Genomic DNA, 25,640 nt, shown 5'->3' with positions numbered 1-25,640 from the left:
CATACCATCCTATGGGTTTTTTTGTTGTTTATAAAAGCAAAAAAGCGTGCCGCAAGTCCAGTTATCGCCAAGCCAGCTATTTTTAGCTAACCTTGGTAGAGCCTGTCTGCAGTACGTTTTTTCTACTGATCGATTATTCCCCTAGTACTGGCTGTTCTTGCACAGTGCCAATAGGAAACAAGGCGCGAAACACCCGGCGAACGATTGGGCCTGCAATGAACAATTGCAATGGCAATGCGACAATCACATTTTTCCCAATGTTGCTTAGCCAATTGACGAACACCGAGTGATCAGGGTTTGGATGCATCAACGCACCAAAGAGTGACATACAGATCACCATGCCGGCGATCATCAATGAAGAAATCAAACCGATTTTTTTCCAAGTAGCTGATTGATGGTCCAAAAATCGAAATGCCAAACCTTTTGCTGGACCCGAAACAATGAACCAATCCAAAATAAAGGCGACACAAAGAGCTAATGGCAATTCATTCCACGCCAATTGGAATGCCAATGCAGAAACACCGACTTGGAACATGAGGTTGTAAACACTCATAAAATACACCATGAAAATACACATAAGTGTCGTATAGATCAAACTTTCTTTTTTGTTGATGGGCATGTAACAACTTCCTTTCTCTTTTTCGTACTCGACTATTCTAGCAGAAGAAAATTTTTCGTGTAAGTAAAAGTTTGAAAACTTTCAAAAAAGTTTTTTGCTATTTTTTTATCCACTTCTCTTGACACTTTCTTATGAAGTCAGTAGAATAGCGATAGATTAAATCGTACAGATAACAAGCGGGTTCGCTTGTCGAGAGAGAGGCGGTTTCTATGAGAATAGAAACGGTCTCTTTTTTTGCGAATTTTTTAGAGGTGAGAATATGGAAAACAACAAAAAACTCGTGGGGGCGATCCTCGCAACCGGATTGATGTCATTTGCAGGCGTGCTGATTGAAACAGCCATGAATGTAACGTTTCCGACATTGATCGATCAATTTACGCTTTCAACATCCGATGTTCAATGGGTGACGACCATCTACTTACTGGTCATCTCCATCATTGTCCCAATATCGACCTACCTTTTGAAACGCTTCTCATTGAGAACCTTGTTTCTAGCTGCCAACGCCTTTTTCCTTGTTGGCTTGGTGATCGACTTTTTATCGCCGACGTTTGCCATTTTGCTGATTGGCCGCTTTTTCCAAGGTGCCAGCACAGGGATCGCACTGCCTTTGATGTTCCACATCATTTTGACTTACTCCCCCTTTGAAAAACGGGGAGCGGCAATCGGCTTAGGGAATTTGACCACTTCCATCGCTCCAGCGATCGGACCGACATATGGGGGCTTATTGACCGCCCATTGGTCTTGGAATGCGATCTTTCTTTTCTTGATCCCAGTCTTGCTGATCTCCCTAGTACTCGGCCTTTACTCGATCCCTAAAACGGCTGGGGCAAAAGACACTTCCCTGGATTTACTGAGTGTATTAGGAATCGTCTTGATGTTCAGCGGCTTCTTATTGTTCTTGAATCAAGTAGGCACCTTAGCGAGTCTACTGCCGCTGCTTTTCGGTTTCATTGGTGCTGGCTTGTTTTATCAACGCTCAAAAGGCCCGAACCCTTTGATTCGTTTGGCTGTTTTGAAAAACCGTAGCTTCAGTTTGTTTCTGTTTGGCTTTCTCGTTTGTCAGTTCCTTTTACTGGGCATTTCCTTTGTCTTGCCGAACTTTGTCCAACTCGTCTTGGGAAAAGATGCCTTTACTGCAGGATTAGTTATGCTGCCCGGGGCGGCCATCGGGGCGGTCCTTGCGCCGATCTCTGGTCGGTTGCTGGATAAAGTTGGACCGAAAAAACCGATCCTGTCTGGTTTGACTTTGATTGCCATTGGTTGGCTTGCCTTAGCCCTTGTTTTGCGTTCGCCTTTCATTTGGAGCCTAGTTGCCGGACATGTCTTTTACATGATCGGGATCGGCTTTGCCTACAGCAATATGATGACCACCGGCTTAAACAAGCTGACTCCTGCGTTGTACGCGGACGGTAATGCGATCTTTAATACGCTGCAGCAATTTTCTGGTGCAGTGGCGACGGCTGTGGTGGCGACCATTATCAATTTGGCACAAAATGCGACGACCGATTACACTCAAGGGACGGTCATCGGCTCTCAAATCGCCTTATTCTTTTTGTGGGCCCTGGTCTTACTGACTTTCCTATTAACGATTAACTACTTCCGCAAAAACACCGACAAAAAAGCTGTCAGCTAACTGCGGCTTTGCCAATTGAAAAACAACGAAAAAAAGCCGCCCTCCCTTGAGGACGGCCCATAAAAAAATCCGCTTCCGATTCCCCTTCTTAGTCAAAGGGCGCTCTCGGAAACGGATTATTTTTTTAGTTTAATTCAGCTGAACCAACCGCTGTTTTGGCTGTCACTGTGCCTGTAGTCGTCAATGAAAGCTGACGCACTTTTTCGGCATTCGTGATGACCGTCAAAACATCTGTCTGTTTGCCAGCTGCGATAACGGCATCTAGATCCATCACTGCAAGCTTCGTTTCTGGTGTGACCGTATCACCTTCAGAAACAAGAACCTCAAATGGCGCACCTTTTAATTCCACAGTATCTAAGCCCATATGAACAAGAACTTCCGCGCCACCAGGCGTTAAAATCCCAATTGCATGCTTTGTTTCAAAAATGCTAGAGATCGTACCTGCAACAGGAGCATAAACCGTTCCGTTCGTTGGCTGAACAGCAAAGCCGTCACCCATCATTTTTTGAGAAAAGACAGGATCAGAAACTTCAGTGATGGCAACTACTTTCCCATCAGCTGGAGCATAAAGGGTTTCTTCTGAAACTTGTGTTGCTTCTGGGGCTGCAGTTGTCGGTGCAGCAGTCGTTGGTGCAACAGCCGCTGCTGCAGCTGTATCAGCAGCCAATTGCGGTTCTAATTTATTTAAGAAGGTAACTTTTCTAAAGACGATAGTGCAAACAAAAGTGATCGCAATCGTCACCGCCATTGAGATGAAGACCATTGGATAGTTTTCAATTTTAAATGATAAGAAGCCAGGCAGTCCCCCTACACCAATACCTAATGCACGGGTATTCGTTGCAGTGATCAGCATTCCACCGAAGGCAGAACCTACCATTGCTGCGACAAATGGGTAAACATATTTCAAATTGATCCCGAACATCGCTGGTTCAGTAACCCCCATGTAAGCAGAAATCGTTGCTGGAACAGAGACTTGTTCTTCTTTTTTATTGCCACGGTGAAGGAACCAAATCGCCAATACTGCCGTACCTTGCGCAATATTTGACAGCATGATCATTGGCCAAAGGTTTGTTGTCCCAAAATCCGCTACTAATTGAGAGTCGATCGCTAGCGTTGTATGATGCAATCCGGTAATAACCAAAGGCGCATACAAGCCACCGAAAATGAAACCAAATAACCAGTTTAATGGTGAGGTCAAGCCAGCATTTACGACCCAAGAAATGCCTGATCCGATTTGCCAACCGATTGGACCTAATACCATGTGAGCTGCTAAAATAGTTGGCAGCAATGAGAACAATGGAACGAAGATCATTGAAACCGCTTCTGGAATCCATTTCCGGAAGAATCTTTCAAGATAAACCAATAAGAAACCTGCCAGCATTGCTGGGATCACTTGTGCTTGATACCCAATTTTATCAATAGTGAAGAACCCGAAGTCCCACGTATAATTTTGAGCAATTTCTGCAGCAGAAGTTGAACTTACTGAATAAGCATTTAATAATTGCGGTGAAACCAATGTAATCCCTAAAACAATCCCTAATATTTGCGTGGTTCCCATCTTACGTGTAATACTCCAGGTAATCCCTACTGGTAGAAAGTGAAAGATCGCTTCACAGGGCAGCCATAAAAAGCCGTTGACACCGTTCCAAAAAGTAGAAGCTTGCGTAATCGTTTGTCCACCTAGAGCTTCTAACGGTACACCTTCTAAGAAATTTCTCAGCCCTAGCATCAAACCACCGACAATAATCGCTGGTAATAACGGGGTAAAGATCTCAGCTAACGTAGCAATCGCTCGTTGCACGATATTTTGATTGTTTTTTGCAATCGCTTTGCTTTGTTCTTTAGAAACACCTTCTATTCCTGATACATCGGTAAAATCATTGTAAAACGTTGAGACATCATTGCCGATAATGACTTGGAATTGTCCCGCATTCGTAAACATCCCTTTGACACTTGGAATTTCTTCAATTGCCTTTTCGTTTGCTTTTGTCTGATCGTTCAAAACAAAACGCATCCGTGTCGCGCAATGTGTTACTGCGGCGATATTTTCTTTGCCGCCAACATATTCCAGCAGCTTCTCAGCATCATCACGATACTTTCCCATAATTAATAAACCCCTTTCATATCCACTTGTATATATATGTTTTAATTACGCACTAATCATAACTTGATAGTTTTGATATTGCAAGCGTTTCAAACCAATTTTTTTCACTTTTTCTACAAACAATACAAGTGAATAGAAAAGGTACCGTATTAAAACCTTAATAAATAAACGTTTTTTAAAATATTTGATTAATATAAAATAATATTGCCAATGACTTTATTTACTGTTTATTTAACAAAAAAGAATAAAAAAACAGGTGAGATAAATTGAAATAGCTTACAAATTACGTTATAATCATCTTGCATGTATAGACAAGTTTAAAGGAGGACAACTATTGTGAATACGATTATATTGTCTAAGGAAGAATGGCTGTTAACGGATCAAACCGGTACGACCTATCCGTTTTCTGGGACAGACAGTGAACGAGTTGCTGCACTGACCGCGCAGCTGCAGAAAATGGAAGGTGGCGGGATCGTCTCTGAATCTCTGGTGTTTACGAATGAAGAAGGGACTTTTTCACTGGACCAATGGTTGACAGAAAAATTGAATCGTCCCTTTGTTTGCACCACGAAAGAACAGTATGAAGAAAAAAGTGCTGAAATTCCTTGGAACCTCGAATACTATGGCTACACCCCTGGTAAAGATGAATACTCGGTGGAGTCACTTTTAACCGTCGGCAACGGCTATCTAGGGCTGCGAGGCACGACGCCTGAGATGACCATTTGTGAAGCGAACTATCCAGGGCTGTATTTAGCAAGTCTTTACAATACGGTGGAATCTGATGTTTCTGGTCATACCATCAGCAATGAAGACTTCGTCAATGCACCGAATCTGCAAAAAATGTACGTGAAGATCGATGATGAAGTGATCGACATTGCCAACAATCAGCTTCTTTCCTTTAAACGGACATTAGATCTGAAGACCGGCTTGTTCCAATCAATGGCAGAAATTGAAACAAAAAAACAAAAGCGTCTGCGAATCGAAACGAAGAAAATCGCCAATATGCAAGACGTTCACCAATATAGCTTGGTCTATCAGTTTACCCCACTGAACTTTTCCGGCACCGTTACTTTCGTCAGTGAAGCCGACGGATCGGTCTATAACTATAACGTCGCTCGTTACCGTAGCTTAACCAACCAGCATTTGACCGTGAAAGAGACAGCAGCTGAACAAAACAAAGCGCATTTAGTGGTCACCACTAACCAATCACAGATTACCGTTGTCCAATCCTCTGAACTGTTTTCACAGGACCTGCCATTGGCTGAGCTGCAAGCTGAAACAAACGACCAGCTCGTCCGTCAGCAAGTAACCCTTGAGGTGACGGAGGGACAAACTTATCGGGTCGAAAAATCAGTCACTGCTGCCGCTTATCGGCAAGAGGATCCGCAACCGGCATTTACGTTTTCTTCCTTAGCATTACCTGATTTTGCGACGATGTATACCGCCTCAAAACAAGCCTGGGCTGAATTATGGGCGAAAGCGGCCATCGAAGTCACTGGTGACTTGATGTCGCAAAAAATGCTGAATCTGCATACGTATCATCTGCTGGTCTCCGCAGCACCGAATGCTTATCAGGAGTCCTTAGATGCCAGTATCACTGCCCGTGGCCTACATGGTGAAGCCTATCGCGGTCATATTTTCTGGGATGAACTGTTTATCTTACCCTTTTACATTCTACATTTTCCTGACACCGCCAAAGAAATTTTGCTGTATCGCTACCGCCGCTTGGCTGCTGCCAAAAAAGACGCCCAAAAAGCCGGTTACCAAGGCGCCATGTTCCCATGGCAATCAGGCTTGGATGGCAGTGAGCAATCCCAAGAACTGCATTTGAACCCTATCAGCGGCGAATGGAAAGAAGACCACAGTCGCTTGCAGCGCCACGTCTCCTTAGCGATCGCTTATAACATTTGGCAATATTGGCACAACACACAAGACCGTCCCTTTATGGAACAATATGGATTAGAATTGATGTTAGAAGTCGCCCATTTCTGGCAAAGTGCTGCCACCTGGGATGATACTGCTCAACGTTACTTTATCGATAAAGTCATGGGACCAGATGAATTTCATGAAAGCTACCCAAATAGTGAACAAGGCGGCTTGAAAAACAACGCCTATACCAATATGATGGTAGTATGGTTGTTTGAAGAGATCGAGAACCTCCAACAACAACTATCAGCAGAGAGCTTCCAAGCAGTATTGGAGAAAACGGCTTTAACCCCAGCGGATATTGCTGCTATGGCAGATATTCGTACCAAATTAGGCTTAGAGATCGATCACGAAGGCATCATCGCACAGTTTGAAGGGTACTTCCAGTTGGAAGATCTGGATTGGGCCCATTATAAAGAGAAATATGGCAACATTTATCGGATGGATCGCATCCTAAATGCTGAAGGCAAGAGTGCTGACAGCTACAAAGTCGCGAAACAAGCCGATAGTTTGATGATTTTCTATAATTTCTCAAAAGAGCAAGTCAATCAAATTTTGGCGGATCTTTCTTACCAACTGCCAACAGACTATATTGAAAAAAATCTCCATTATTATTTGGCTCGCACCTCCCACGGCTCGACTTTGTCGCGGATCGTTCACGCTCAGTTAGCGGCAATGGTGGATGATCAGGAATTGGCTTGGTCGTTATACCAAGAAGCCCTCTCTTCTGATTATCGTGATATCCAAGGCGGTACTACAGCAGAAGGCATTCACGCCGGTGTCATGGCCGCTACGTTGTTTATTCCGTTAACCACTTTTGCTGGGATTGATATTCGAGAAGAGCAACTGCAGATCACACCAAACTTACCAAAAGCTTGGGACAGCTTAGCCTTTCAGCTAGAAGTTCGCGGCACCCGCTTTGCATTGAATGTTACACATGAAACATTGACGATCACCGCTGATCAGCCAGTCACGATCTTAGTGAATGGGCACCAAGTTTCTCTAGAAGCAAAGAAAGAAGCAACGATTACTTACTAAAAGGAGTGTTACACATGAAAAAAGGATTTGTTTTTGATTTAGACGGCGTTATCACGGATACAGCTAAATACCACTACATCGCATGGAAAGAATTAGCTGCGGAGATTGGGATCGAGATCGATTTGAAATTCAATGAGCAGTTAAAAGGCATTAGCCGCATGGATTCTTTAGAGCGAATCTTAACACTAGGCAACAAAAATGATGCCTACACAGAAGTCGAAAAAGAAGCCTTAGCGACGAAGAAAAATACCCACTATGTACAATTATTACAAAGCTTGACTCCTGATGATCTATTGCCGGGGGTAAAGACGTTCCTTGATGAAGCCAAAGCAAAAAATATTCCTTGTGCCATCGCTTCGGCATCCAAGAATGCGCCGTTTATTTTGGACAAACTAGGTGTCATGCAAGACTTTGATACGATCGTTGACCCAGCAACCTTGAAAAAAGGCAAACCAGATCCAGAAATCTTTATCCAAGCAGCGCTAGCACTAGGCATTGAACCGGCAGAAGCAGTTGGGTTTGAAGATGCTCAAGCAGGGATCGACGGCATCAAAGCTGCTGGTATGTACGCGGTAGGCGTTTATTCAGGAGAAGAACTACACGGTGCAGATGTGATCGTTGAAAAATTGACGGATCTAAACATTGACGAACTTTTGGCGAAATAGTCGATTGCATTTCCAAATTGGCCTCGCTATAATAGCCAAAGAGGGGGCAATCCGATGAACAAGTTCAAAGAGATATTTTTAGATTTAGAACAAAAAATTCTAGCAAACGAATACCCTCCGCATTCTTTGCTGCCTAGCGAAAACCAATTGATCAAAACTTATGGTGTCTCCCGCGAGACTGTCCGTAAGGCATTGAATTTATTGCGGGATGCTGGTTATATCCAAAAGAAACAAGGGAAAGGTTCGATCGTTTTAGACTTGAATCGCTTTGATTTCCCGATTTCTGGCTTGACGAGTTTTCGTGAGCTGCAAGATACCCAACGCATTCCTAGTGAAACAAAGGTTGTCGAGATCCGTAAGATCGCCGTTTCGCCAAAGCTGCACGAGACCACTGGTTGGCCTGTCGCTTCTGAGGCATGGAAACTGATCCGTCAGCGGAGAATCGATGGAGAAGTGGTGATTTTGGATAAAGATTACCTTGATGCTTCTATCATCGAAGAGTTGCCAGAAAACCGAGCGAAAGTATCGATTTTTGATTACTTTGAAAATGATCTTGGCCTTGAGATCGCTTATGCACAAAAAGAAATCACTGTTGACCCCGTCAACAAAGAATTGCGGGATCTAATGGATCTGCGTCCTGAAGATCAGCATGTCGTTACGGTTCGCAGCCTCGTGTATCTAGAAGACACGCGCTGTTTTGAATACACCGAATCGATCCACCGACTAGATAAATTCCGCTTTGTGGACTTTGCCCGTCGACGCAAGATTTGATGGACGTATAGACGTGAAAAAGACAAAACAGACCTAGACTTCACCGAGAAGTCTGGGTCTGTTTTATCTTTCAATCCCCCCCTCTCGAGATGATGCTGGATCGATCCTTCCTCTTTTCGCCTCTGTCGCTAACGATTCATCCTTTTGCTTTCCCGGCGTTTGGCTGCCGACGAACAAAAAAGGCTCAATCATTTATGGGACTGATGAAAAGCACAGTTGATTTTGAACAACTCAGTCGTCCTTATTAACAGTCAGCCACACAAAAAAAGCAGTACCCTCTGAGAGGATACTGCTTTTGCTTGCTATTTGGCGTAATCCGTTGCGCGGGTCTCGCGAATAACGGTTACTTTGATATGACCTGGGTAATCCAAATCGTCTTCGATCTTCTTGCGGATGTCGCGAACCAATCGTACAGCATCCAAATCAGAAATCTCTTCTGGTTTGACCATTACACGGACTTCACGTCCGGCTTGGACGGCAAAACTGGAATCGACACCTTTGAAGCCGTTGGCGATATTTTCTAGGTTTTGCAAGCGGCGAATATAATTTTCCAATGATTCGCTGCGGGCACCTGGACGGGCTGCTGACAAGGCATCTGCGGCTGCAACTAAAACAGAGATAACCGATGTTGCTTCAACATCTCCATGGTGAGAAGCGATCGCATTGATCACCACACCATTTTCTTTGTATTTGGCAGCTAACTCAGCCCCGATCTCAACGTGAGAGCCTTCGATTTCATGGTCAAGGGCTTTCCCGATATCATGCAAGAGTCCGGCACGTTTAGCTAACTGAATATCTTCGCCTAATTCTGCGGCAAGAACACCGGTTAGTTTTGCGACTTCGATCGAGTGGTTCAAGACGTTTTGTCCGTAGCTGGTACGGAAACGCAAACGACCTAAAATCTTGATCAAGTCTGGATGAAGGGTGTGAGCACCGACTTCAAAGGCTGCTTGTTCCCCATATTCACGAATATGCTCATCCATTTCTTTCCGAGATTTTTCGACCATTTCTTCAATTCGAGCTGGATGGATCCGGCCGTCTTGAATCAGTTTTTCAAGGGTCATACGAGCAATTTCACGGCGAATCGGATCAAATCCTGATAAGACGACTGCTTCTGGCGTGTCATCGATGATCAAATCGATCCCTGTCAATGTTTCAAGGGTCCGAATGTTCCGACCTTCTCTTCCGATGATTCGACCTTTCATCTCATCATTTGGTAATGATACGACCGATACCGTGGTTTCAGACACTTGGTCTGCGGCACAACGTTGGATTGCTAGGGACAAGAGATTTTTTGCTTTTCGATCTGCTTCTTCCTTCGCACGCTGTTCAGATTCTTTGACCATGATCGTTAATTCATGGTTCAATTCCTCTTCCGTTGATTTCATGATCAACTCTTTTGCTTCATCTCTAGACAGCGCGGCGATGCGCTCTAATTCTTTCTGTTGTCCATCGATTAAGTTTTCTACTTCTTTTTCTCGCTCGTCAATTAATTGTTGTTTCTCACTAAGTCTGCCTTCTTTATCTTCAAGTGAGCGTTCTCGTTTTTCCAAAGAATCGTCCTTACGATCAAGTACTTGTTCTCTTTGGAGTAAACGATTTTCTTGTGATTTTAAATCAAGTTTGCTTTCTTTCAACTCACTTTCAATCTCTGACCGATACTTCTGATTTTCTTCCTTAGCTTCTAACAATGCTTCTTTTTTAAGAGTTTCTGCTTCTTTCTTAGCGCTTTCGATAATTCCAGCTGCAGAATTTTGGGCGCCGTTGATTTCTTTCTCATGACGAGATTTCGTCACATAAACTCCTAATCCAAGACCGACAATTAAACCGATGATAGCGAGGAGAATGTAAAGTAGTTCCAATGAATCCACCTCCATACTATCTTTTTAAATATTTTGTAATTTTGATTAACAAAGGATAACAAAATTATCAATTCGCTACTTCTTATGTGGAAATCCACATACGTTTATTCTAATGTTTGAACACAAGAGTGTCAACTTTAAATAATAAAGTAAACTTTCGCAACCCTTCCTTTTTACGGATGTTTTTTCAACAATAGATGAATCTAGCAAAAAGCCACAAAAAAGCCAAACAACCTCGTTGTTTGGCTTTTCAAGACTTATTCGTCTAATGGTAATTCTTCTTGCGCTTCCTCGAGGGTTACGGTCTCTCCTGTTCCAATCCCGTAAGCATCGCGGACGCGAGCAGAAACTTCTAGCATCATTTCTTGGTGTTCACGCATATAGTTTTTGGCGTTTTCACGACCTTGACCGATGCGATCCCCTTTATAGGCATACCACGCACCGCTTTTATCAACGATGTCTTGTTCCACGGCCATATCCAATAATTCACCTTCTTGTGAAATACCTAGACCATACATCATGTCGACTTCCGCTACTTTAAATGGTGGCGCTACTTTGTTTTTGACTACTTTGATCTTCGTGCGGTTCCCGATGATATCTGTACCGGATTTCAATTGCTCAGCACGACGTACTTCCAAACGGATGGTTGAATAGAATTTCAACGCACGTCCACCAGGTGTCGTTTCTGGATTCCCAAACATGATCCCAACTTTTTCGCGAATTTGGTTGATAAAGATCGCGATCGTTTTCGTTTTGTTGATGGAACCAGAAAGTTTCCGTAATGCTTGTGACATCAAACGAGCTTGCAAACCAACGTGGGTATCACCCATTTCACCATCGATCTCCGCCCGTGGGACTAAAGCTGCTACCGAGTCAATAACTACGATATCAACCGCACCACTTGAAACTAAGGCGTCAGCGATCTCTAATCCTTGTTCCCCTGTATCTGGTTGTGATAACAAAAGATCATCGATATTTACACCTAATTTTTGCGCATACTGAGGATCTAACGCATGTTCGGCATCGATAAATGCTGCTGTTCCGCCATTTTTTTGGACTTCCGCAATGGCATGTAAAGCAACTGTCGTTTTACCAGAACTTTCTGGGCCGTAAACTTCTACGATCCGTCCTCGTGGGTAACCACCTACACCTAATGCAACATCCAAGGCCAATGAACCACTTGGGATCGTTGAAATTTGTTGATCAACTTTTTCGCCAAGCTTCATGATGGCACCTTTACCATAGTTCTTTTCAATCTTCTTTAGTGCAGCATCTAAGGCTGCTTTACGATCATCTGCCAAACGGATAATCCTCCTTATATTCATCACTTTCGTGTGTCGTTCATAAGATAATAATAGTCCTTCTGAAGGGAAATTGCAAGAAAAAACGAACAAACATTCGCATTAATTTAATAATTCCTTACGTATTTGATTTAAGCCTGCCATGACAGCACTATGCCGAATATAGGCGCGGTCGCGGTTGAAGTGATACAGCTGGCTTGAGACGCCTTTGTCAGAAGCTAAGGCGATCCAAACAGTGCCTTTGGGCTGGCCTTCTAATTCGTCTGGACCAGCAACACCGGTGAAGGCCACCGCATAATCGGTCTCTGCTTGTTTGCGGGCATAGACGGCCATTGCTTCCGCACACTCCTGACTAACAGTCCCATAGCTTTCTAAAAGCGCTGAATCGATGCCTAAGAGCTTGCTTTTTGTTCCAGCAGAATATGTCACGAACCCACCGGGAAACACCTCAGAGACGCCAGGAATCCCTCCTAGGGTCGCTTGAAACAAACCAGCGGTCAAACTTTCCGCTGCGGTGACGGTTTTCTTTTTCTCGATTAGTAGATCGACGACTGTTTCTGCCAGCGAATTTTGTTCCCCATATCCATAGAAATACGCACCGACCCGTGCTTGGACGGTTTCTTCTAATGCATCCAATTGTTTGATTCCTTGCGCCTCATCTGCGGTTTTGACCGTCAGACGCAATGTGACCTCATTGGGTTTGGCATAAGGGGCGATGGTGGGATTGACTTGGTTCTCGATCAAATCGGCCAATTCTGTGACCAACGCCGATTCTCCGATCCCGTAATAGCGCAAAACGCGAGAAAGCAAGACTTCTTCTTGGGGAAACTGCTCTAACAGAAGTGGTTTTGCGTGGGTAAGAAACATCGCCTGCAGTTCACTTGGCGGTCCTGGCAGCAGCAAATAACTGGTAGCGGCTGTCTGATAAAAAATCCCGATCGCTAGTCCATTGGGATTTGGCAAAGACACACCGTCTTTGAAGACTAAGGTCTGCCGCAAATTGTTTTCCGTCATCCTCCGTTGACTATTTTCAAAGAAGGCTTTCAATTGGTGATAACCTGGTTCATCTCGCACTAATTCCTGTCCCACATGGCGCGCAGTGACTTGTTTCGTCAAGTCATCGTCGGTGGGCCCTAAGCCGCCGCACAGCACGATCAAGTCGCTGCGTTTGTCGGCGATCGTCAGCAATTCCTCTAAGCGATTGGGGTTGTCCCCGACAACACTATGATAAAAAACATCGATCCCTAGACTTGCCAGTTCTTCTGACAAGAAGGTCGCGTTCGTATTCACCACCTGTCCTAAAAGTAATTCGGTCCCGACTGCAATAATTTCTGCTTTCATTCTTTTACTCCTTCATTTATCAGATACGTAAAAGTCTTTCATATTGACAAAAAAAGTCCAGAAAACTTCTGAACTTTCGTGACTTGTATCCTTGTTTTTATCGCTTCTTTATCTAGATCTAGAAATTTTACATAGAATCTTTAAAAACATTCGTATTTTTTATGAAATAATCGACCCCGGAATAGATCGTGAAGATCAAGCATAGATACAACATGATTTGATCGACAGGTAAACCGATCATTGAAAAGGGAATGTTGTTCAAGAACAAGAAAATGATCGCAACCATTTGTGTCGCGGTTTTGATTTTCCCCGGCCACGCAGCAGCCATGACTTCGCCGCTTTGTTCCACTAACAACAAGCGTAAACCTGTCACTGCCAACTCACGGCAAACGATGATCGAAACTACCCAGCCTGGGGCTTTGTTTAATTCGACCAGCATGATAAAAGCCGTCATGACGAGCATTTTATCTGCTAACGGGTCAGCAAACTTCCCGAAGTTGGTAACAAGGCCTCTGGAACGAGCGATCTTGCCATCTAGCCAGTCCGTAATGCTGGCTGCCGCAAAAAGGATCGCTGCAATAAGGTGCGTGTTTTCTAATTGTGTCGTACCAACGGTCATCGTGCCAAGATCGATCGGCAAAACCAAGACCAAAATAAAGATGGGGATCATAATGATTCGTAATACAGTTAATTGATTGGGTAAATTCACGAAATAGACTCCTCTCTGCCGACTATTGTACGAAATAACGGCAAATCATGCCACTACTTCTGCTTTTCACCAGTCGGGTGCAACAGATAACTTTTTAGCTAATGATACCTCAATAAGGCGCATTTGTCAGATTTATGCCGCATCGTCTTGGTATTCAATCACGAGACGGACCGTCTTTTGTAACAATTCAAATTGCGGATCAGAAAAGTCCACTTCCTGTCCATTGGCCTTGATGGAGATATTTTGGCTTGCTCCCAGGGTCAAAGTCGCATTCGTGGCGCCTTCTGGCAGCGTCATTGATTGCGTTTCCCCTGCTTGTAGAGTGTATTGGTACACATAAGCATTGTCAACTTGTACACCGACCCAACAAGAAGCATCTAGCCCAGTAAATGCCAATTCAATAGGGTTTTCCGCATCTTTCATCGTGATCGTGATCGAGGATTGCGTGGAATCGCTAGCCGTCATCGTCATTTTCGCTTCGCTGGATTCCGTCGTACTTGAGGACTCCGTCGCTTCACTCGAAGTACTGGTTTCTTCCGTACTTGTCGTGGTGGAAGCTGTAGACGCCGAATTTTCTACCACGAGAGAAGAACTCCCTTGGATCATCGGTGTTGTATTACGGTCTTGCCAAGCCATGTAGCCCACGATACTCACGATCGTAATGGCAACCAGGCCTAATAGAATCATCGGCAAATAGCGGACGACAAATGAGCCGCTTTTTTCTTCTACGTGCTGTGCTTTTCGTGAGCCGCTGACGGTTTCAGGCTGCGGTCTTTTTGGTAAGGGGGCGTCTAACGTATCTTTGCCATCAAAAACGGCCACCAATTTGTCGCCGTCTTCTCCAACCGCTGCTGCATATTGGCGAATAAACGCGCGGACATAAAAAGTGCCTGGCAATTGATCAAAACGCTCCGCTTCAATTGCTTCTAAATAGCGTTTTTGGATCTTTGTCATTTGTTGTAATTCAATCAATGAAATGTTCTTATCTAAACGGGCTTGCCGTAATTTTGCTCCAATCGTTGTTTCGTTGGCCACTCGATCATCTACTCCAGTCTTTTATTCATCTTTAAAAAAAGCCCTAAAATCGCTGCGCTGCTTGTCGTAAGGTCAGCAAAGCTGCTCTATCATTTTAAAACAGGGGTTCCCTGTATCAGTCAATAAAAAAAACTCCGTCACGCCGATTTCCATCTGGGCGCGCCGTCTACTAAATATAACATTTTTTCCGTGATTTTTTGCAAAAAAACAAAAAAAGATTTTGCTTCAATAATTAAAGAATACCATAAAAGAAAAAGTCTGAGGATAGCCTAACCACAACTCGCAAACAAATTTTAATACTTTTCGCCAAATTGGCATCAAAATGCAAGAAAAAACCACCCTTTGACGCAAAAAGAAAACACTGAATGATCTAGGAGTTGGGCAGCCCTTGAGCTGTTGGGCCTTCCTCCTTGAATCATTCAGTGTCGCTTAAATGACAGCTGTTTGACAAAACCAGCCTTCGCTTAGGCTTTTTCCGTTGGATACATGTAAAAACGGCTAAACGCTTTAGGATCGATAAAGGAACGAGCCGCTTGCTGAACATCTTCCAAAGTGATCGATTGGATCACCTCCGGTAGATCAAAGAGCGTCGTTTCACCGAATAAGCTTTGGGTAAACTGGTTTGCAATAAACTCCAATGAGTTCAGTGATTGGAAATATTTCCCTAGCATTTTCTTCTTCAATAACGTCAAGTTTTCTTCATTAATCTCTGGGTCGTGCTGGAAATTCATTAAGATCGCTTCGATCTCTGCCAACATTTCTTTTGGCTCTTCAGAATCCCCCGAGAAATCGGCAAAGTAAAAGCCGCGATCCAAGTTCACTTCAAATCCAAACGTGTCATCGATGATGCCTTGATCATACAGACGCAAATAATTGGCGGAAGTATTGCCTAAAACCAATTGGCAGAAAAGGTTCAACGCATTTTTGAAGCGTAAGAGCTCTCTTCCTGATTCCGGCAGTTTGTTCAAGTCCCCTTTGATCCCTAACACGCCTTTAGCACGTGTCACTGGCATGGTAAGGCTTGATTCTGCTTGAATATCGGCAAAGGTTTCTTCAGGAAACTGGCGAATGATCGCTTGCGTTTCTGGAAAGGTCTTGGCCGCTTGATTGGTCCGAATCCACGCCATCGTTTCTTCCGGATCGATGTTGCCTACCACAAAAAGTGTCATGTTGCTTGGGTGATAGAAGGTATTGTAGCAAAGATACAAGTCTTCTGCGGTGATCTGCGCAATGCTTTCCACCGTACCAGCGATATCGATATGCAGGGGGTGCTTCGGATACAAATTTTTGATGATGCCGAAAAACTGCTGCCAGTTCGGATCGTCATCATACATTTGGATTTCTTGGCCAATGATCCCTTTTTCTTTTTCGACGGTTTCTTCTGTGAAATACGGGGCTTGAACGAAATCGATCAACGTTTCAAGGTTCAGCTTGATTTGATCGGTTGCCGAAAAAAGGTAGCTGGTTTTCGTGAAACTGGTAAAGGCATTGGCAGAAGCCCCCTGCTGACCAAAGGTTTGAAAGACATCGCCGTCTTCTTTTTCAAACAGTTTGTGCTCTAGAAAATGGGCAATGCCATCTGGAACTTGATGCAATGCTTCGGGTGAAAACCCGAAATGATTGTCGACAGAGCCATAGTTCGTACTGAAAAGTCCGTAAGTTTTATGGAAATCGGCTTTTGGCAGCAAATAAACTTTCAAGCCGTTTGGCAATACTTCTTCATAAAGGGTCTCATTGATTTGCTGATAGACTTTTTTATTCATGGGTCGTCTCCTTATCCAGGAAGAATACAGCTTGCAAGGACACGTTTTTGGCCAATGCTTGGACATCTGCTACGGTCACTTGAGCCAATTTCTGCATAAATTCATCTTCCGTCATTTTCGTATTCGGTACCCACTGATTCAGATAGGCTGTTTCGATCAGTGCTTGTGGGTTATCCAACGAAAGCAAGTACTGGTTTTTCAACATCGCTTTTGTTTGTGCCAGTTCTTCCGCTGTGACTTCGCCACGCTGCAAGCTTTGCAGCTGTTGTTCGATCAATTTGAAGACCTTGTCGCGGTTTTTGCCGTCGATTCCTGTTTGGACCGACAAGTACCCGCGAAACGTATCGATACTGCTGGAAGCATAATAAGCCAAACTTTCTTTCTCTCGGACATTCATAAACAGTTTTGAATGAGGGAATCCGCCAAACAACCCGTTGAAGACCATAAAGGCGATCCGCTCGGCTTGGTCATAATACACGCCAGTATGATAGCCTAAGTTCAATTTGGCTTGAATGATTGGTTCCCGCAAGATTTTCTCGCGAATGATATTTTCCGCCGCTTGCTGATAAAAGACCGGTATTGCTTGGTCTGGCCGATCGGTAAAGGCCATGTTCTGGAAAATCTCCGCGACTTCTGCTTCAACCACATCGCCGATCACAAAAAGATCGATTTGGTCATTGTCCATCATTGAGCGATAGGTTTGGTAAAGCTCTTTTGCGGTCACAGCTTCTAAGTCTTGGGGACGGCCAAAGCTCGGATACTTCTGATTCTGATCGTTTTCGAAATACAACTCTTGCAGCCCTAAAGAAGCCAATGCTTGCTTATCTTCTGCCACGCTGTTCATATAGGCGATCAAGTTGTGCTTTTCGATGGTAAAGTTCTTTTCCTCAAATTGCTCCTCGTGGGCATTCGGATGGAACAAAACTTCTGCTAAAAAAGCGGCTGCTTGCGGCAAGACTGCTTCATCTGACACATACTTCCCGTTGACAAAGGACATCGCTGCATTGATTTGATGCAGATTGCCCCGTTTGTTGACATTCATTCCAAAGCTGGCACCGTAAAGCTCCGCCAGTTGACTGCTAAATGCGGTCTGCGTCGGATAAGCCAAACTAGTCGTTTCTAATAAACTAGTCAATAAAGTCCGTTTGGCGGTCATTTCGGCCTGCAATGGTGCAGTGAACCGAACGAAAAAACGGATCGTTTTATACTTTTTGGTCGGCAGCACCGTTAACCGAACACCTTTTTTTAATTCAATAGACATGTGACACCCCTTCTAGAAGCAAAATTATCTCTTCAATTATAGCATAGCTGACAAACTTTCTCCTTGGCTCATTGATCAAACCTGCTGCAGCGAGCGTTTTTTTTTATAAATCTTGCATTTTTCGCTATACTGTCAGTAAGATTTAGAAGGGAGGATACAGGATGATTAAAGAATTTAAAGAATTTATTTTACGAGGAAACGTCATTGACTTGGCGATCGGGGTCGTGATCGGGAGTGCCTTCACCGCAATCGTCACTAGTTTAGTTGAAGGATTGCTGACACCATTGGTTTCATGGATCTTATCACTCTTCGGTAACGCCGATGCCTTTTCTGGCTTGGTCTTTGAACCCGCCAAAAATGTAGTCTTTGATTTTGGCCGCGTCATCACTGCCATTATTACGTTCTTGATTACCGCATTTGTCTTGTTCTTGATTGTCAAAGCAGTGAACAAATTACGCAATCTGAAACAACAACCTGAGGAAGACGAAGTACCAGAAATCACTGCAGAGGATTATTTAGAAGAGATTCGTGATCTTTTAAAAGCGCAAACGCCTACTGCCAACACCGTTGATCCACGTCCAACATCATTGGACGATACGATCAGATAAGAAACCGGCTCTTTGTCATTAAGGACAAAAGAAGCAATTCGGATTCATCCGATCCATCAATCATAGCGCTAAAAGAAGCAAGCACGGCGAACCTCTCTAGAGAGTCGCTGTGCTTGCTTCTTTTTTCATCCCGACATGCAGGATCCCGTCTTCATAAAAAGGCGGTGTAATGGTTTTAAAGCCATACTGGCCGTAGAATTTTTCTAAGTGGGCTTGTGCTTCGATCTCAATAGGCAAAGCCGGATAACACTGCTCAATGCGATGCAAAACTTCTTTGATCAGACGATGGCCTTCTTTTTGCCCCCGGTATGCCGGTGCCACAATGACCCGACCAAAATGCACCGTTTGTTCCTGCTGGAAAATACGGGCGTATGAAACGACCTGCCCGTCCTCATCAAGGGCCCATAAATGTTTGGCCTGTGCATCGATCACATCGATCTCCTGATACGCACACGCTTGTTCCACCACAAAAACTGCTGTGCGCAAACGGGCAAGTTGATAAAACTCCACCCCAGTCATTTCCCCTAACTCTTTTAGAAAAAACGCCATCCCATCACTCCTTATCTTGTTGAACCAAAAAAGAGTCAACAAAGTGTCAACTCTTTTTGTTTCAAACAGCTTCCGATAAAAATTCAATCTCAACAGTTCTGGTTAAAATATCTGAATAACTATAAGAAACCCGCTCGAATGAATTCTCGTTTGGATCCAAATCTACAACAAAAACTGAAGGATAAGTTTCTGTCAAAACGCCGCGACGTTCAGTTTGACGCTTACGTCCAGTCTGAGCAACTAGCATAATCTCACTACCGATACGGCCTTCTAAATCTTTCTTGATTGTAGCTAAAGTTGTTGGCATCGCATTCACCTCGAGCATCATTATACCACGAAATGCAGAAAATTTCAAGTTTACCATAAAATAATTCTACTTTCAATAAGATTTTTGTTAAACGTCTTTGATAAGCGCTATCAATTTTGTCCTACCGCGGCTGAAAGCGCTTTTTATTTTTTCGTAAGACAGCTTTTCTTGAGCCGCAATCTGATCAAGTTCTAATCCTTTTAAATAATTCATTATAACCATTCTTTCTAAAGACGATAAACTTTTCGGATACTCTACCAACGATTCATTAACAAACAAATAGGTCTCTGCAGTTTCCGCACAGCGATTATGATCGGTCAAAAACCGATTGCCTTCTTGTGAAAGCTTTTCTTCCAGCGAGCAGGCATCGACTTGGGCTTTGCGTTTTTGGGCATGCTGCGCCCGCAACAAGCTGCAGATACGGTTTTCAAAGGATCGCTTAAACAAGATACCCAGCGTCGTTCCTTTGTCCTGATCGTAAGTCTTTAGACACTTATTAAAAACGATCCGGCCTTCTTGCAGCCAATCATCTAAGTCATAATCCCGCAGATAATATTTTTTATGCAAAATCTCAACGATCGGTCGATATTTTCTGAACAACTCTTCAAATCTATCAGAAGGGTGTGATACTTGTCCTTCTTCCCTGCGCATCGATATCACTCCTTTTGTTTTTGCTTCATTTGCTACAAAAGGAGCGTATCATAAATGGCTGGGACATCTTCTAATTTACCAGACCAACTTTGTCCCTAACTAAGGTCGCGCAATTTCTTTTCAAGTTCAGCTAATTGTTCCGGTGACCAAGGGGAATTGCGCCGGAAATTTTCAAACCGCAAATCGGTTTGATGCTCGTGGATGTCTTTTTCCGTTTTTTCCACGCTTTTGTACAATTCCCGTGCCGAAGTTCGTAAGGCACCTTGAGAGAAGATCACCCACTGTTCGGCTAAATCGCTGGTAGCGACGGTGACTTGCGTCAATCGATTGTTTAACTCACCAGCGATTCGTTCAATGTAGCTGTCGGCGGTCTCTCCTTCTTCGGTAAAAATAACTTCCAGCTGATATTTGGTGTAACTTTGTGTCACACCAGGCACCAGTTGGGCATCAAAAACAACGATGATTCTCAAGCCTTCATATTTTGCATAATTCGATAGCCGGTTCAGCAAAGCTTCTCTCGCATCTTCTAAACGGTCCTGATTTTTCAAAAGAACCAGCTCCGGCCAAGCGCCAATCATATTGTAGCCATCCACGATCAGCAAAGGGGTTTTCATTGGGATGCCCCATTTCGGCTAGTAAAGGCCTGATACATCAACAAGCCTGCCGCCACACTGGCGTTCAAGCTCTGCACGTGCCCGGTCATTGGGATCGTCAGCATTTGATCCACTTCTTTTTTCAAACCTTCCCCCATGCCGCGACCTTCGTTACCGATGATCAAACCGACCGCCCCTTGGGCATTCCATGTACGGTAATCACTGCCGCTCATATCAGTACCGAAGATCCAAAAACCAGCTTTTTTCAGCTGCTGGACTGCTTGGGTCAAGTTGGTCACTCGAGCCACAGGGATATGTTCCACTGCGCCGGTCGATGTTTTCACCACGATCGGCGTGATCCCCACCGCACGGTGTTTCGGAATGATGATCCCGTCTACGCCGCTGGCATCAGCGGTTCGCATGATGGAGCCGAAATTATGGGGATCTTCTAGATTATCTAAAATCAGATACAGCGGCTGTTCTTTCGTTTGGGCCAACAATTCATCCAAGGTCAAATACTGGTAAGGGGTGATCGCCAAGATCATGCCTTGATGGACCCCTTGGTCACTCATCGTATCCAGCTTTTGTTTTGGCACCCATTTGACAGGAACTGCCTGTTCCCGTGCCATTTCTTTCAGACGATCGATCTTTTCTCCCCTTGCCTCTTCAGAAAGAAACAGCTTGTTGCCTCGCCCTTCTTTCAAGGCTTCAGCAACCGCATGATAGCCAAAGACAAAATTATCTTCGATGGCTTCTCCCTCGGCTTCTTTGCGGCGATCCGGTCTATTTTCTTTTCTAGCTTCTGATTGGCCAGCTGTTTTTTTATTTGGACGCTTTCTTTGCGGTTTTTCTCGCATCTTCTTCTCCTACTTTCTTTATACACCAGTCTACCAGCTCGTCTAAGCGTTCTTTTTGCTGCGTGAGGTGCAAATACCCGATCAGCGATTCAAAGCCAGTAGCGATGCGATACGTCGTGACATCGGCATTTTTGGCACCCGTATGACTTTTACTATTACGGCCGCGGCGATAAAAATCATGTTCTTCTTCGGTCAAGATCTCTTCATCCAACATCTTTTGGATCAACGCTGCTTGGGCCTTGGCAGATACATAGTGGGTCGCCATATGGTGCAGTTGGTTTGGTCGGGTTTGGCCTTGGGCGACTAAATAATCGCGAATATAGACTTCATAGACCGCATCCCCCACATAGGCCAATGCCAAACCATTCAATTGTTTATAATCTCTCATATTTCTCGTCTCCATCGGGTTCCTTGCGGGGTATCTTCTAAGATGATCCCTTGTTCTTTCAACTCATCACGGATTTGGTCGCTGCGGGCAAAATCTTTGGCTTTGCGGGCGGCGATTCGTTCATTGATCAGCTGTTCGATTTCTTCATCTAGCAATTCTTCTGATACAAAATAAATCCCGAAAATCGTCAGCCATTCGCTGAACTTGGCTAATCCAGCGGTTAATAAAGCCAAGTCTGTTTCTGGGTCTTCGCTAGCTAAGTTCAGCCACTTCGCCAATTCATAGACCACTGTGATCCCATTAGCCGCGTTGAAATCATCGTCCATTTCTTTGATGAAACGTTCTTCAAATTCTTCCAGAACCGGTGCATTGACTTCCTCATCGCTGGCTTGATAGTGACTGCTATTCAAGCGAAATTTGGCATTTTCATAGGTCGTACGCAATTTTTGCAGATTGGTTTGTGCTTCATGCAAGGTAGTCTCGCTGTATTTGATTGGTCGGCGGTACTGAGTCGTTGCCAAAAAGAAACGCAGCACCTGTGGATCAACTTTTTTGACCATCTCATGCACCGTGACGAAGTTGCCCAGCGACTTACTCATTTTTTCTTCGTCTTCACCGATCGTCACATAGCCATTATGCATCCAATAGTTGGCAAAGGTCTTGCCGGTTTTTGCCTCGCTTTGGGCGATCTCATTTTCATGATGAGGGAAGGTCAAGTCTTGTCCGCCTCCATGAATATCGATGGTCTCGCCTAGGTGTTTGGTCGCCATCACCGAGCATTCGATATGCCAGCCGGGACGGCCGGCTCCCCAAGGAGATTCCCAAGCGATCTCATCGCCTTTTGCCGCTTTCCACAAAGCAAAATCCAACGGATCTTCCTTGATTTTTTGTTCTTCACCGGTTCGCTGGCTTGCGCCGACTTCCAGCTCGTCGATGGATTGGTCGCTTAATTGCCCATAGTGAGCAAATTTACGGGTACGGTAATAAACATCGCCATTGACTGGATAGGCATAGCCTTTTTCTACAAGAGCAGCAATAAAGGCAATGATGTCTTCAATATGATCCATCACACGAGGATTCATCGTAGCAGGTTTGACATTCAGCGCTGCAGTATCTTCATTGAAGGCGTTGATAAAACGCTCTGCCACTTCTGGGGCCGTCGTACCTAATTCTTTTGCTGCACGAATGATTTTATCATCGACATCGGTAAAATTCATCAAATAGTCCACTGTATAGCCGCGGTATTCGAAATAACGACGTACGGTATCAAATGAAACAGTACTGCGGCCATTCCCGATATGGATATAGTTATAGACGGTGGGTCCGCAAACATACATTTTTACTTTCTTTTCTTCCAATGGCTGAAACACTTCTTTTTCTCGTGTCAGCGTATTATAGATTTTAATCATCGTGGGTAACCTTCTTTCCTTTGATTCGAACGATCTTTGCCGGGATGCCGACAGCAGTTGCTTCTGCGGGGATATCCTTCAAAACCACTGCATTGGCGCCGATCTTTGCACGCTCACCGATCGTGACAGGACCTAAGATCTGCGCATGGGCTGAGAGAAACGCACCGGTTTTAACCGTGGGATGACGCTTGCCCCGCTCTTTGCCGGTTCCCCCCAGGGTGACTCCGTGAAACAAGACGACATCATCTTCAATGATCGCCGTTTCCCCAATCACGACCCCCATCCCATGATCGATAAAGACCCCTTGACCGATCTGGGCACCAGGATGAATCTCGATCCCGGTCAAGAAACGCCAAAACTGGGCCGTCAGTTTTGCCAAAAAATACCAGCGATGCTGAAACAAAAAGTGCGCCCAACGATGCCAAAATAAGGCATGGAATCCCGGATACGTGATGATGATCTCCAACGTTGATCGCACCGACGGATCGTGTTTTTTTGTTGCCGCAATTGCTTTTTTGAACCAAGTCATCTTCTCACCTGCTTTATCCAAACTTCTTGATACGAAAAAAGCGTCTTTCAAATAAGTTTCCTTATTCAAAAGACGCTTTTTTGCGTGGTCCCACTTTTGTTCGCAGTTCGGCACTGCCTTCAAGCGGGTAACGTCCGCTGCTTCGTCTTTGACTTGCGCCAAAGCCACTCCTAGGTGCATTTCCTAGCCTTTTTTGACCACTCTCACCTTCCGTGGCCTCTCTGAAAAAAATCGGCTAGTACTTCGTCTATTCGCTGTGTTTATAACACGTTATTCAAATGATCAAGGGCTTTTTCTTTCCCTAATAATTCAACGGTATCCGGTAGTTCTGGTCCATGGGTTTGGCCTGAGACTGCCACTCGGATCGGCATGAATAAATTCTTGCCTTTGATGCCTGTTTCTTTTTGGATCTCCTTGATAGCTGCTTTGACTGCTGCAGCTTCTACGACTGGCATCGCCAGCAATTTTTCTTTAAATGCTGTTAAAACCGTCGGTACGGTTTCCCCTGCCAAGACTTCTTTGGCTGCATCATCTAATTCAGGATGTTCTTCGAAGAACAATTCCGAAAGATCGACGATTTGAGCCGCAAAACTCATTTGTGGTTGATACAAGGATACGATTTTTTTCAACCAAGCAGCTTTTTCTTCGGTCAATGTTTCTTCGATGCGGCCAGCTTTTACCAAGTAAGGAACGCACATTGCCGTCAATTCATCCAAATCCATTTGTTTCATGTATTGGTTATTGACCCATTCCAATTTCTTGGCATCGAAGGCAGCTGGTGATTTGCTCAACCGTTCAGGATCAAAGATTTTGATCAATTCTTCTTGAGAGAAAATTTCTTCCTCCCCAACTGGTGACCAGCCTAAAAGTGCAATAAAGTTGAACATAGCATCTGGCAAATAACCCAATTCACGGTATTGCTCGATGAATTGTAGAATCGATTCGTCCCGTTTGCTTAATTTTTTCCCAGTTTCGCTATTGATGATCAACGTCATATGCCCGAATTCCGGTGCTTGCCAGCCAAATGCTTCATAGATCATCAACTGTTTTGGTGTGTTGGCGATGTGGTCATCTCCACGCAACACATGGGTGATTTTCATATGATGGTCATCCACTGCTACTGCAAAGTTGTAGGTCGGCATGCCATCACGTTTTTGGATGACAAAATCGCCACCGACATTATCTGATTCAAAAACGATCTCGCCTTTGACCATGTCATGGAATTTGTATTCAGTATTGCGAGAGACACGGAAACGAATCACTGGTTTCAAGCCTTGTGCTTCTTTTTCGGCTTGCTCTTCCGGTGTTAAGTTGGCACATTTCCCTGCATAATGAGGCATTTCGCCACGCGTTCTTTGGCCTTCGCGTTCGGCTTCCAACTCTTCTTCCGTACAATAACACTTATACGCACGATTACTTGCGAGCAATTGATCGACCAGTGGTTGGTAGATATCGCCGCGTTCTGATTGACGATACGGCCCATATTCCCCTGGATTTTCAGGTGATTCGTCCCAATCCATCCCTAACCATTGCAAGTTTTCAAGCTGGCTTTTTTCACCATCTTCAATGTTTCTTTTTTGATCGGTGTCTTCGATTCGGATAATAAATTCACCGTCATTGTGACGAGCAAACAAATAATTGAATAAAGCCGTCCGAGCATTCCCGATGTGTAAATGTCCTGTTGGACTTGGCGCGTAACGTACACGTACTTTTGTCATTGT

At 44.3% G+C, this 25,640-nt stretch carries 23 protein-coding genes and 1 other annotated feature; of the genes, 5 read left to right on the top strand and 18 right to left on the bottom strand.

Translation table 11 applies throughout. The features are described 5' to 3' along the window. Window positions 1-133: 133 nt before the first annotated feature. Window positions 134-619, bottom strand: coding sequence for a hypothetical protein (locus A5882_RS04960; RefSeq protein ID WP_005226468.1), 486 nt, complete (start codon window positions 617-619; stop codon window positions 134-136). A gap of 259 nt (window positions 620-878) precedes the next feature. Here A5882_RS04960 and A5882_RS04955 point away from each other — a divergent pair, with 259 nt between their 5' ends. Further along, a complete protein-coding gene (locus tag A5882_RS04955) occupies window positions 879-2,252 on the top strand; it encodes an MFS transporter (RefSeq protein ID WP_086372488.1) in 1,374 nt (457 codons plus the stop codon). 124 nt (window positions 2,253-2,376) lie between these two features. Here the strand turns inward: A5882_RS04955 and treP are convergent, their stop codons facing one another. After that, entirely contained in the window at window positions 2,377-4,356 is a 1,980-nt protein-coding gene (gene treP / locus A5882_RS04950; RefSeq protein ID WP_086372487.1) for a PTS system trehalose-specific EIIBC component, read from the bottom strand. Between the two features lie 336 nt (window positions 4,357-4,692). Between treP and A5882_RS04945 the strand changes: the two genes are divergently transcribed. From A5882_RS04945 to treR, 3 genes are read left to right on the top strand one after another with little or no spacing between them, the layout of a single operon-like run. Beyond that, window positions 4,693-7,320, top strand: a complete 2,628-nt coding sequence (locus tag A5882_RS04945; RefSeq protein ID WP_086372486.1) for a glycoside hydrolase family 65 protein — start codon at window positions 4,693-4,695, stop codon at window positions 7,318-7,320. A 14-nt stretch (window positions 7,321-7,334) separates the two neighbouring features. Continuing rightward, the gene (pgmB, locus tag A5882_RS04940) at window positions 7,335-7,985 is read left to right on the top strand and encodes a beta-phosphoglucomutase (protein ID WP_005232889.1); all 651 of its coding nucleotides are present in this window, start codon (window positions 7,335-7,337) and stop codon (window positions 7,983-7,985) included. A gap of 54 nt (window positions 7,986-8,039) precedes the next feature. Beyond that, complete coding sequence (treR, locus tag A5882_RS04935; RefSeq protein ID WP_005226457.1) at window positions 8,040-8,756, top strand: trehalose operon repressor; 717 nt, start codon at window positions 8,040-8,042, stop codon at window positions 8,754-8,756. Window positions 8,757-9,058: 302 nt separating this feature from the next. Here treR and rny read toward each other — a convergent pair whose 3' ends face one another. The 7 genes from rny to A5882_RS04900 form a co-directional block, all read right to left on the bottom strand. Then, window positions 9,059-10,633: a ribonuclease Y gene (rny, locus tag A5882_RS04930; RefSeq protein ID WP_005232891.1), complete on the bottom strand. Its 1,575-nt coding sequence runs from the start codon at window positions 10,631-10,633 to the stop codon at window positions 9,059-9,061. A 242-nt stretch (window positions 10,634-10,875) separates the two neighbouring features. After that, the gene (recA, locus tag A5882_RS04925; RefSeq protein ID WP_008376737.1) at window positions 10,876-11,919 is read right to left on the bottom strand and encodes a recombinase RecA; all 1,044 of its coding nucleotides are present in this window, start codon (window positions 11,917-11,919) and stop codon (window positions 10,876-10,878) included. A 102-nt stretch (window positions 11,920-12,021) separates the two neighbouring features. After that, window positions 12,022-13,260, bottom strand: coding sequence for a competence/damage-inducible protein A (locus A5882_RS04920; RefSeq protein ID WP_005232893.1), 1,239 nt, complete (start codon window positions 13,258-13,260; stop codon window positions 12,022-12,024). Window positions 13,261-13,387: 127 nt separating this feature from the next. Further along, complete coding sequence (gene pgsA / locus A5882_RS04915; RefSeq protein WP_042890631.1) at window positions 13,388-13,969, bottom strand: CDP-diacylglycerol--glycerol-3-phosphate 3-phosphatidyltransferase; 582 nt, start codon at window positions 13,967-13,969, stop codon at window positions 13,388-13,390. Window positions 13,970-14,101: 132 nt separating this feature from the next. Continuing rightward, window positions 14,102-15,004: a helix-turn-helix domain-containing protein gene (locus A5882_RS04910; RefSeq protein WP_005232895.1), complete on the bottom strand. Its 903-nt coding sequence runs from the start codon at window positions 15,002-15,004 to the stop codon at window positions 14,102-14,104. A gap of 464 nt (window positions 15,005-15,468) precedes the next feature. Further along, on the bottom strand, window positions 15,469-16,767 hold the full coding sequence (locus A5882_RS04905) for a pitrilysin family protein (RefSeq protein WP_005232896.1): 1,299 nt from the start codon (window positions 16,765-16,767) through the stop codon (window positions 15,469-15,471). Next, window positions 16,760-18,028 (bottom strand): pitrilysin family protein, encoded by a 1,269-nt coding sequence (locus tag A5882_RS04900; protein ID WP_005232897.1) that lies wholly within the window; start codon window positions 18,026-18,028, stop codon window positions 16,760-16,762. Before A5882_RS04900 ends, A5882_RS04905 begins: the two co-directional genes overlap by 8 nt. Before the next feature lie 161 nt (window positions 18,029-18,189). Between A5882_RS04900 and mscL the strand changes: the two genes are divergently transcribed. Next, window positions 18,190-18,636 carry a large conductance mechanosensitive channel protein MscL gene (gene mscL / locus A5882_RS04895; protein WP_005232898.1) on the top strand — a complete coding sequence of 149 codons (447 nt, stop codon included), beginning with the start codon at window positions 18,190-18,192 and terminating at the stop codon, window positions 18,634-18,636. A 96-nt stretch (window positions 18,637-18,732) separates the two neighbouring features. Here mscL and A5882_RS04890 read toward each other — a convergent pair whose 3' ends face one another. The 9 genes from A5882_RS04890 to gltX all read right to left on the bottom strand — a co-directional run bounded on the left by A5882_RS04890 (window position 18,733) and on the right by gltX (window position 25,637). Then, window positions 18,733-19,185, bottom strand: a complete 453-nt coding sequence (locus tag A5882_RS04890; RefSeq protein ID WP_086298923.1) for a GNAT family N-acetyltransferase — start codon at window positions 19,183-19,185, stop codon at window positions 18,733-18,735. 61 nt (window positions 19,186-19,246) lie between these two features. Continuing rightward, complete coding sequence (locus A5882_RS04885) at window positions 19,247-19,492, bottom strand: Veg family protein (RefSeq protein ID WP_005226417.1); 246 nt, start codon at window positions 19,490-19,492, stop codon at window positions 19,247-19,249. A gap of 87 nt (window positions 19,493-19,579) precedes the next feature. Next, on the bottom strand, window positions 19,580-20,143 hold the full coding sequence (locus A5882_RS04880) for a sigma-70 family RNA polymerase sigma factor (RefSeq protein WP_005232901.1): 564 nt from the start codon (window positions 20,141-20,143) through the stop codon (window positions 19,580-19,582). Between the two features lie 95 nt (window positions 20,144-20,238). Next, window positions 20,239-20,757 carry an NYN domain-containing protein gene (locus A5882_RS04875; protein ID WP_005232902.1) on the bottom strand — a complete coding sequence of 173 codons (519 nt, stop codon included), beginning with the start codon at window positions 20,755-20,757 and terminating at the stop codon, window positions 20,239-20,241. Then, entirely contained in the window at window positions 20,754-21,593 is an 840-nt protein-coding gene (gene rlmB / locus A5882_RS04870) for a 23S rRNA (guanosine(2251)-2'-O)-methyltransferase RlmB (RefSeq protein ID WP_005232903.1), read from the bottom strand. The genes A5882_RS04875 and rlmB overlap by 4 nt, the downstream gene beginning before the upstream one ends. Further along, window positions 21,559-21,981 (bottom strand): Mini-ribonuclease 3, encoded by a 423-nt coding sequence (locus tag A5882_RS04865; protein ID WP_005232904.1) that lies wholly within the window; start codon window positions 21,979-21,981, stop codon window positions 21,559-21,561. The genes rlmB and A5882_RS04865 overlap by 35 nt, the downstream gene beginning before the upstream one ends. Next, window positions 21,978-23,390 carry a cysteine--tRNA ligase gene (gene cysS / locus A5882_RS04860; RefSeq protein WP_016619443.1) on the bottom strand — a complete coding sequence of 471 codons (1,413 nt, stop codon included), beginning with the start codon at window positions 23,388-23,390 and terminating at the stop codon, window positions 21,978-21,980. Before cysS ends, A5882_RS04865 begins: the two co-directional genes overlap by 4 nt. Then, window positions 23,383-23,919 carry a serine O-acetyltransferase EpsC gene (epsC, locus tag A5882_RS04855; RefSeq protein WP_061054472.1) on the bottom strand — a complete coding sequence of 179 codons (537 nt, stop codon included), beginning with the start codon at window positions 23,917-23,919 and terminating at the stop codon, window positions 23,383-23,385. The genes cysS and epsC overlap by 8 nt, the downstream gene beginning before the upstream one ends. A 65-nt stretch (window positions 23,920-23,984) precedes the next feature. Then, window positions 23,985-24,183, bottom strand: a binding site (T-box leader). Beyond that, on the bottom strand, window positions 24,180-25,637 hold the full coding sequence (gene gltX, locus A5882_RS04850; protein ID WP_086372485.1) for a glutamate--tRNA ligase: 1,458 nt from the start codon (window positions 25,635-25,637) through the stop codon (window positions 24,180-24,182). Its footprint overlaps the feature before it by 4 nt. Window positions 25,638-25,640: the final 3 nt, after the last annotated feature.

Source organism: Enterococcus sp. 4E1_DIV0656, from assembly GCF_002140695.1.
Classification (GTDB): domain Bacteria; phylum Bacillota; class Bacilli; order Lactobacillales; family Enterococcaceae; genus Enterococcus_D; species Enterococcus_D entomosocium.
This window is presented reverse-complemented; position numbering and strand designations above follow the sequence as displayed.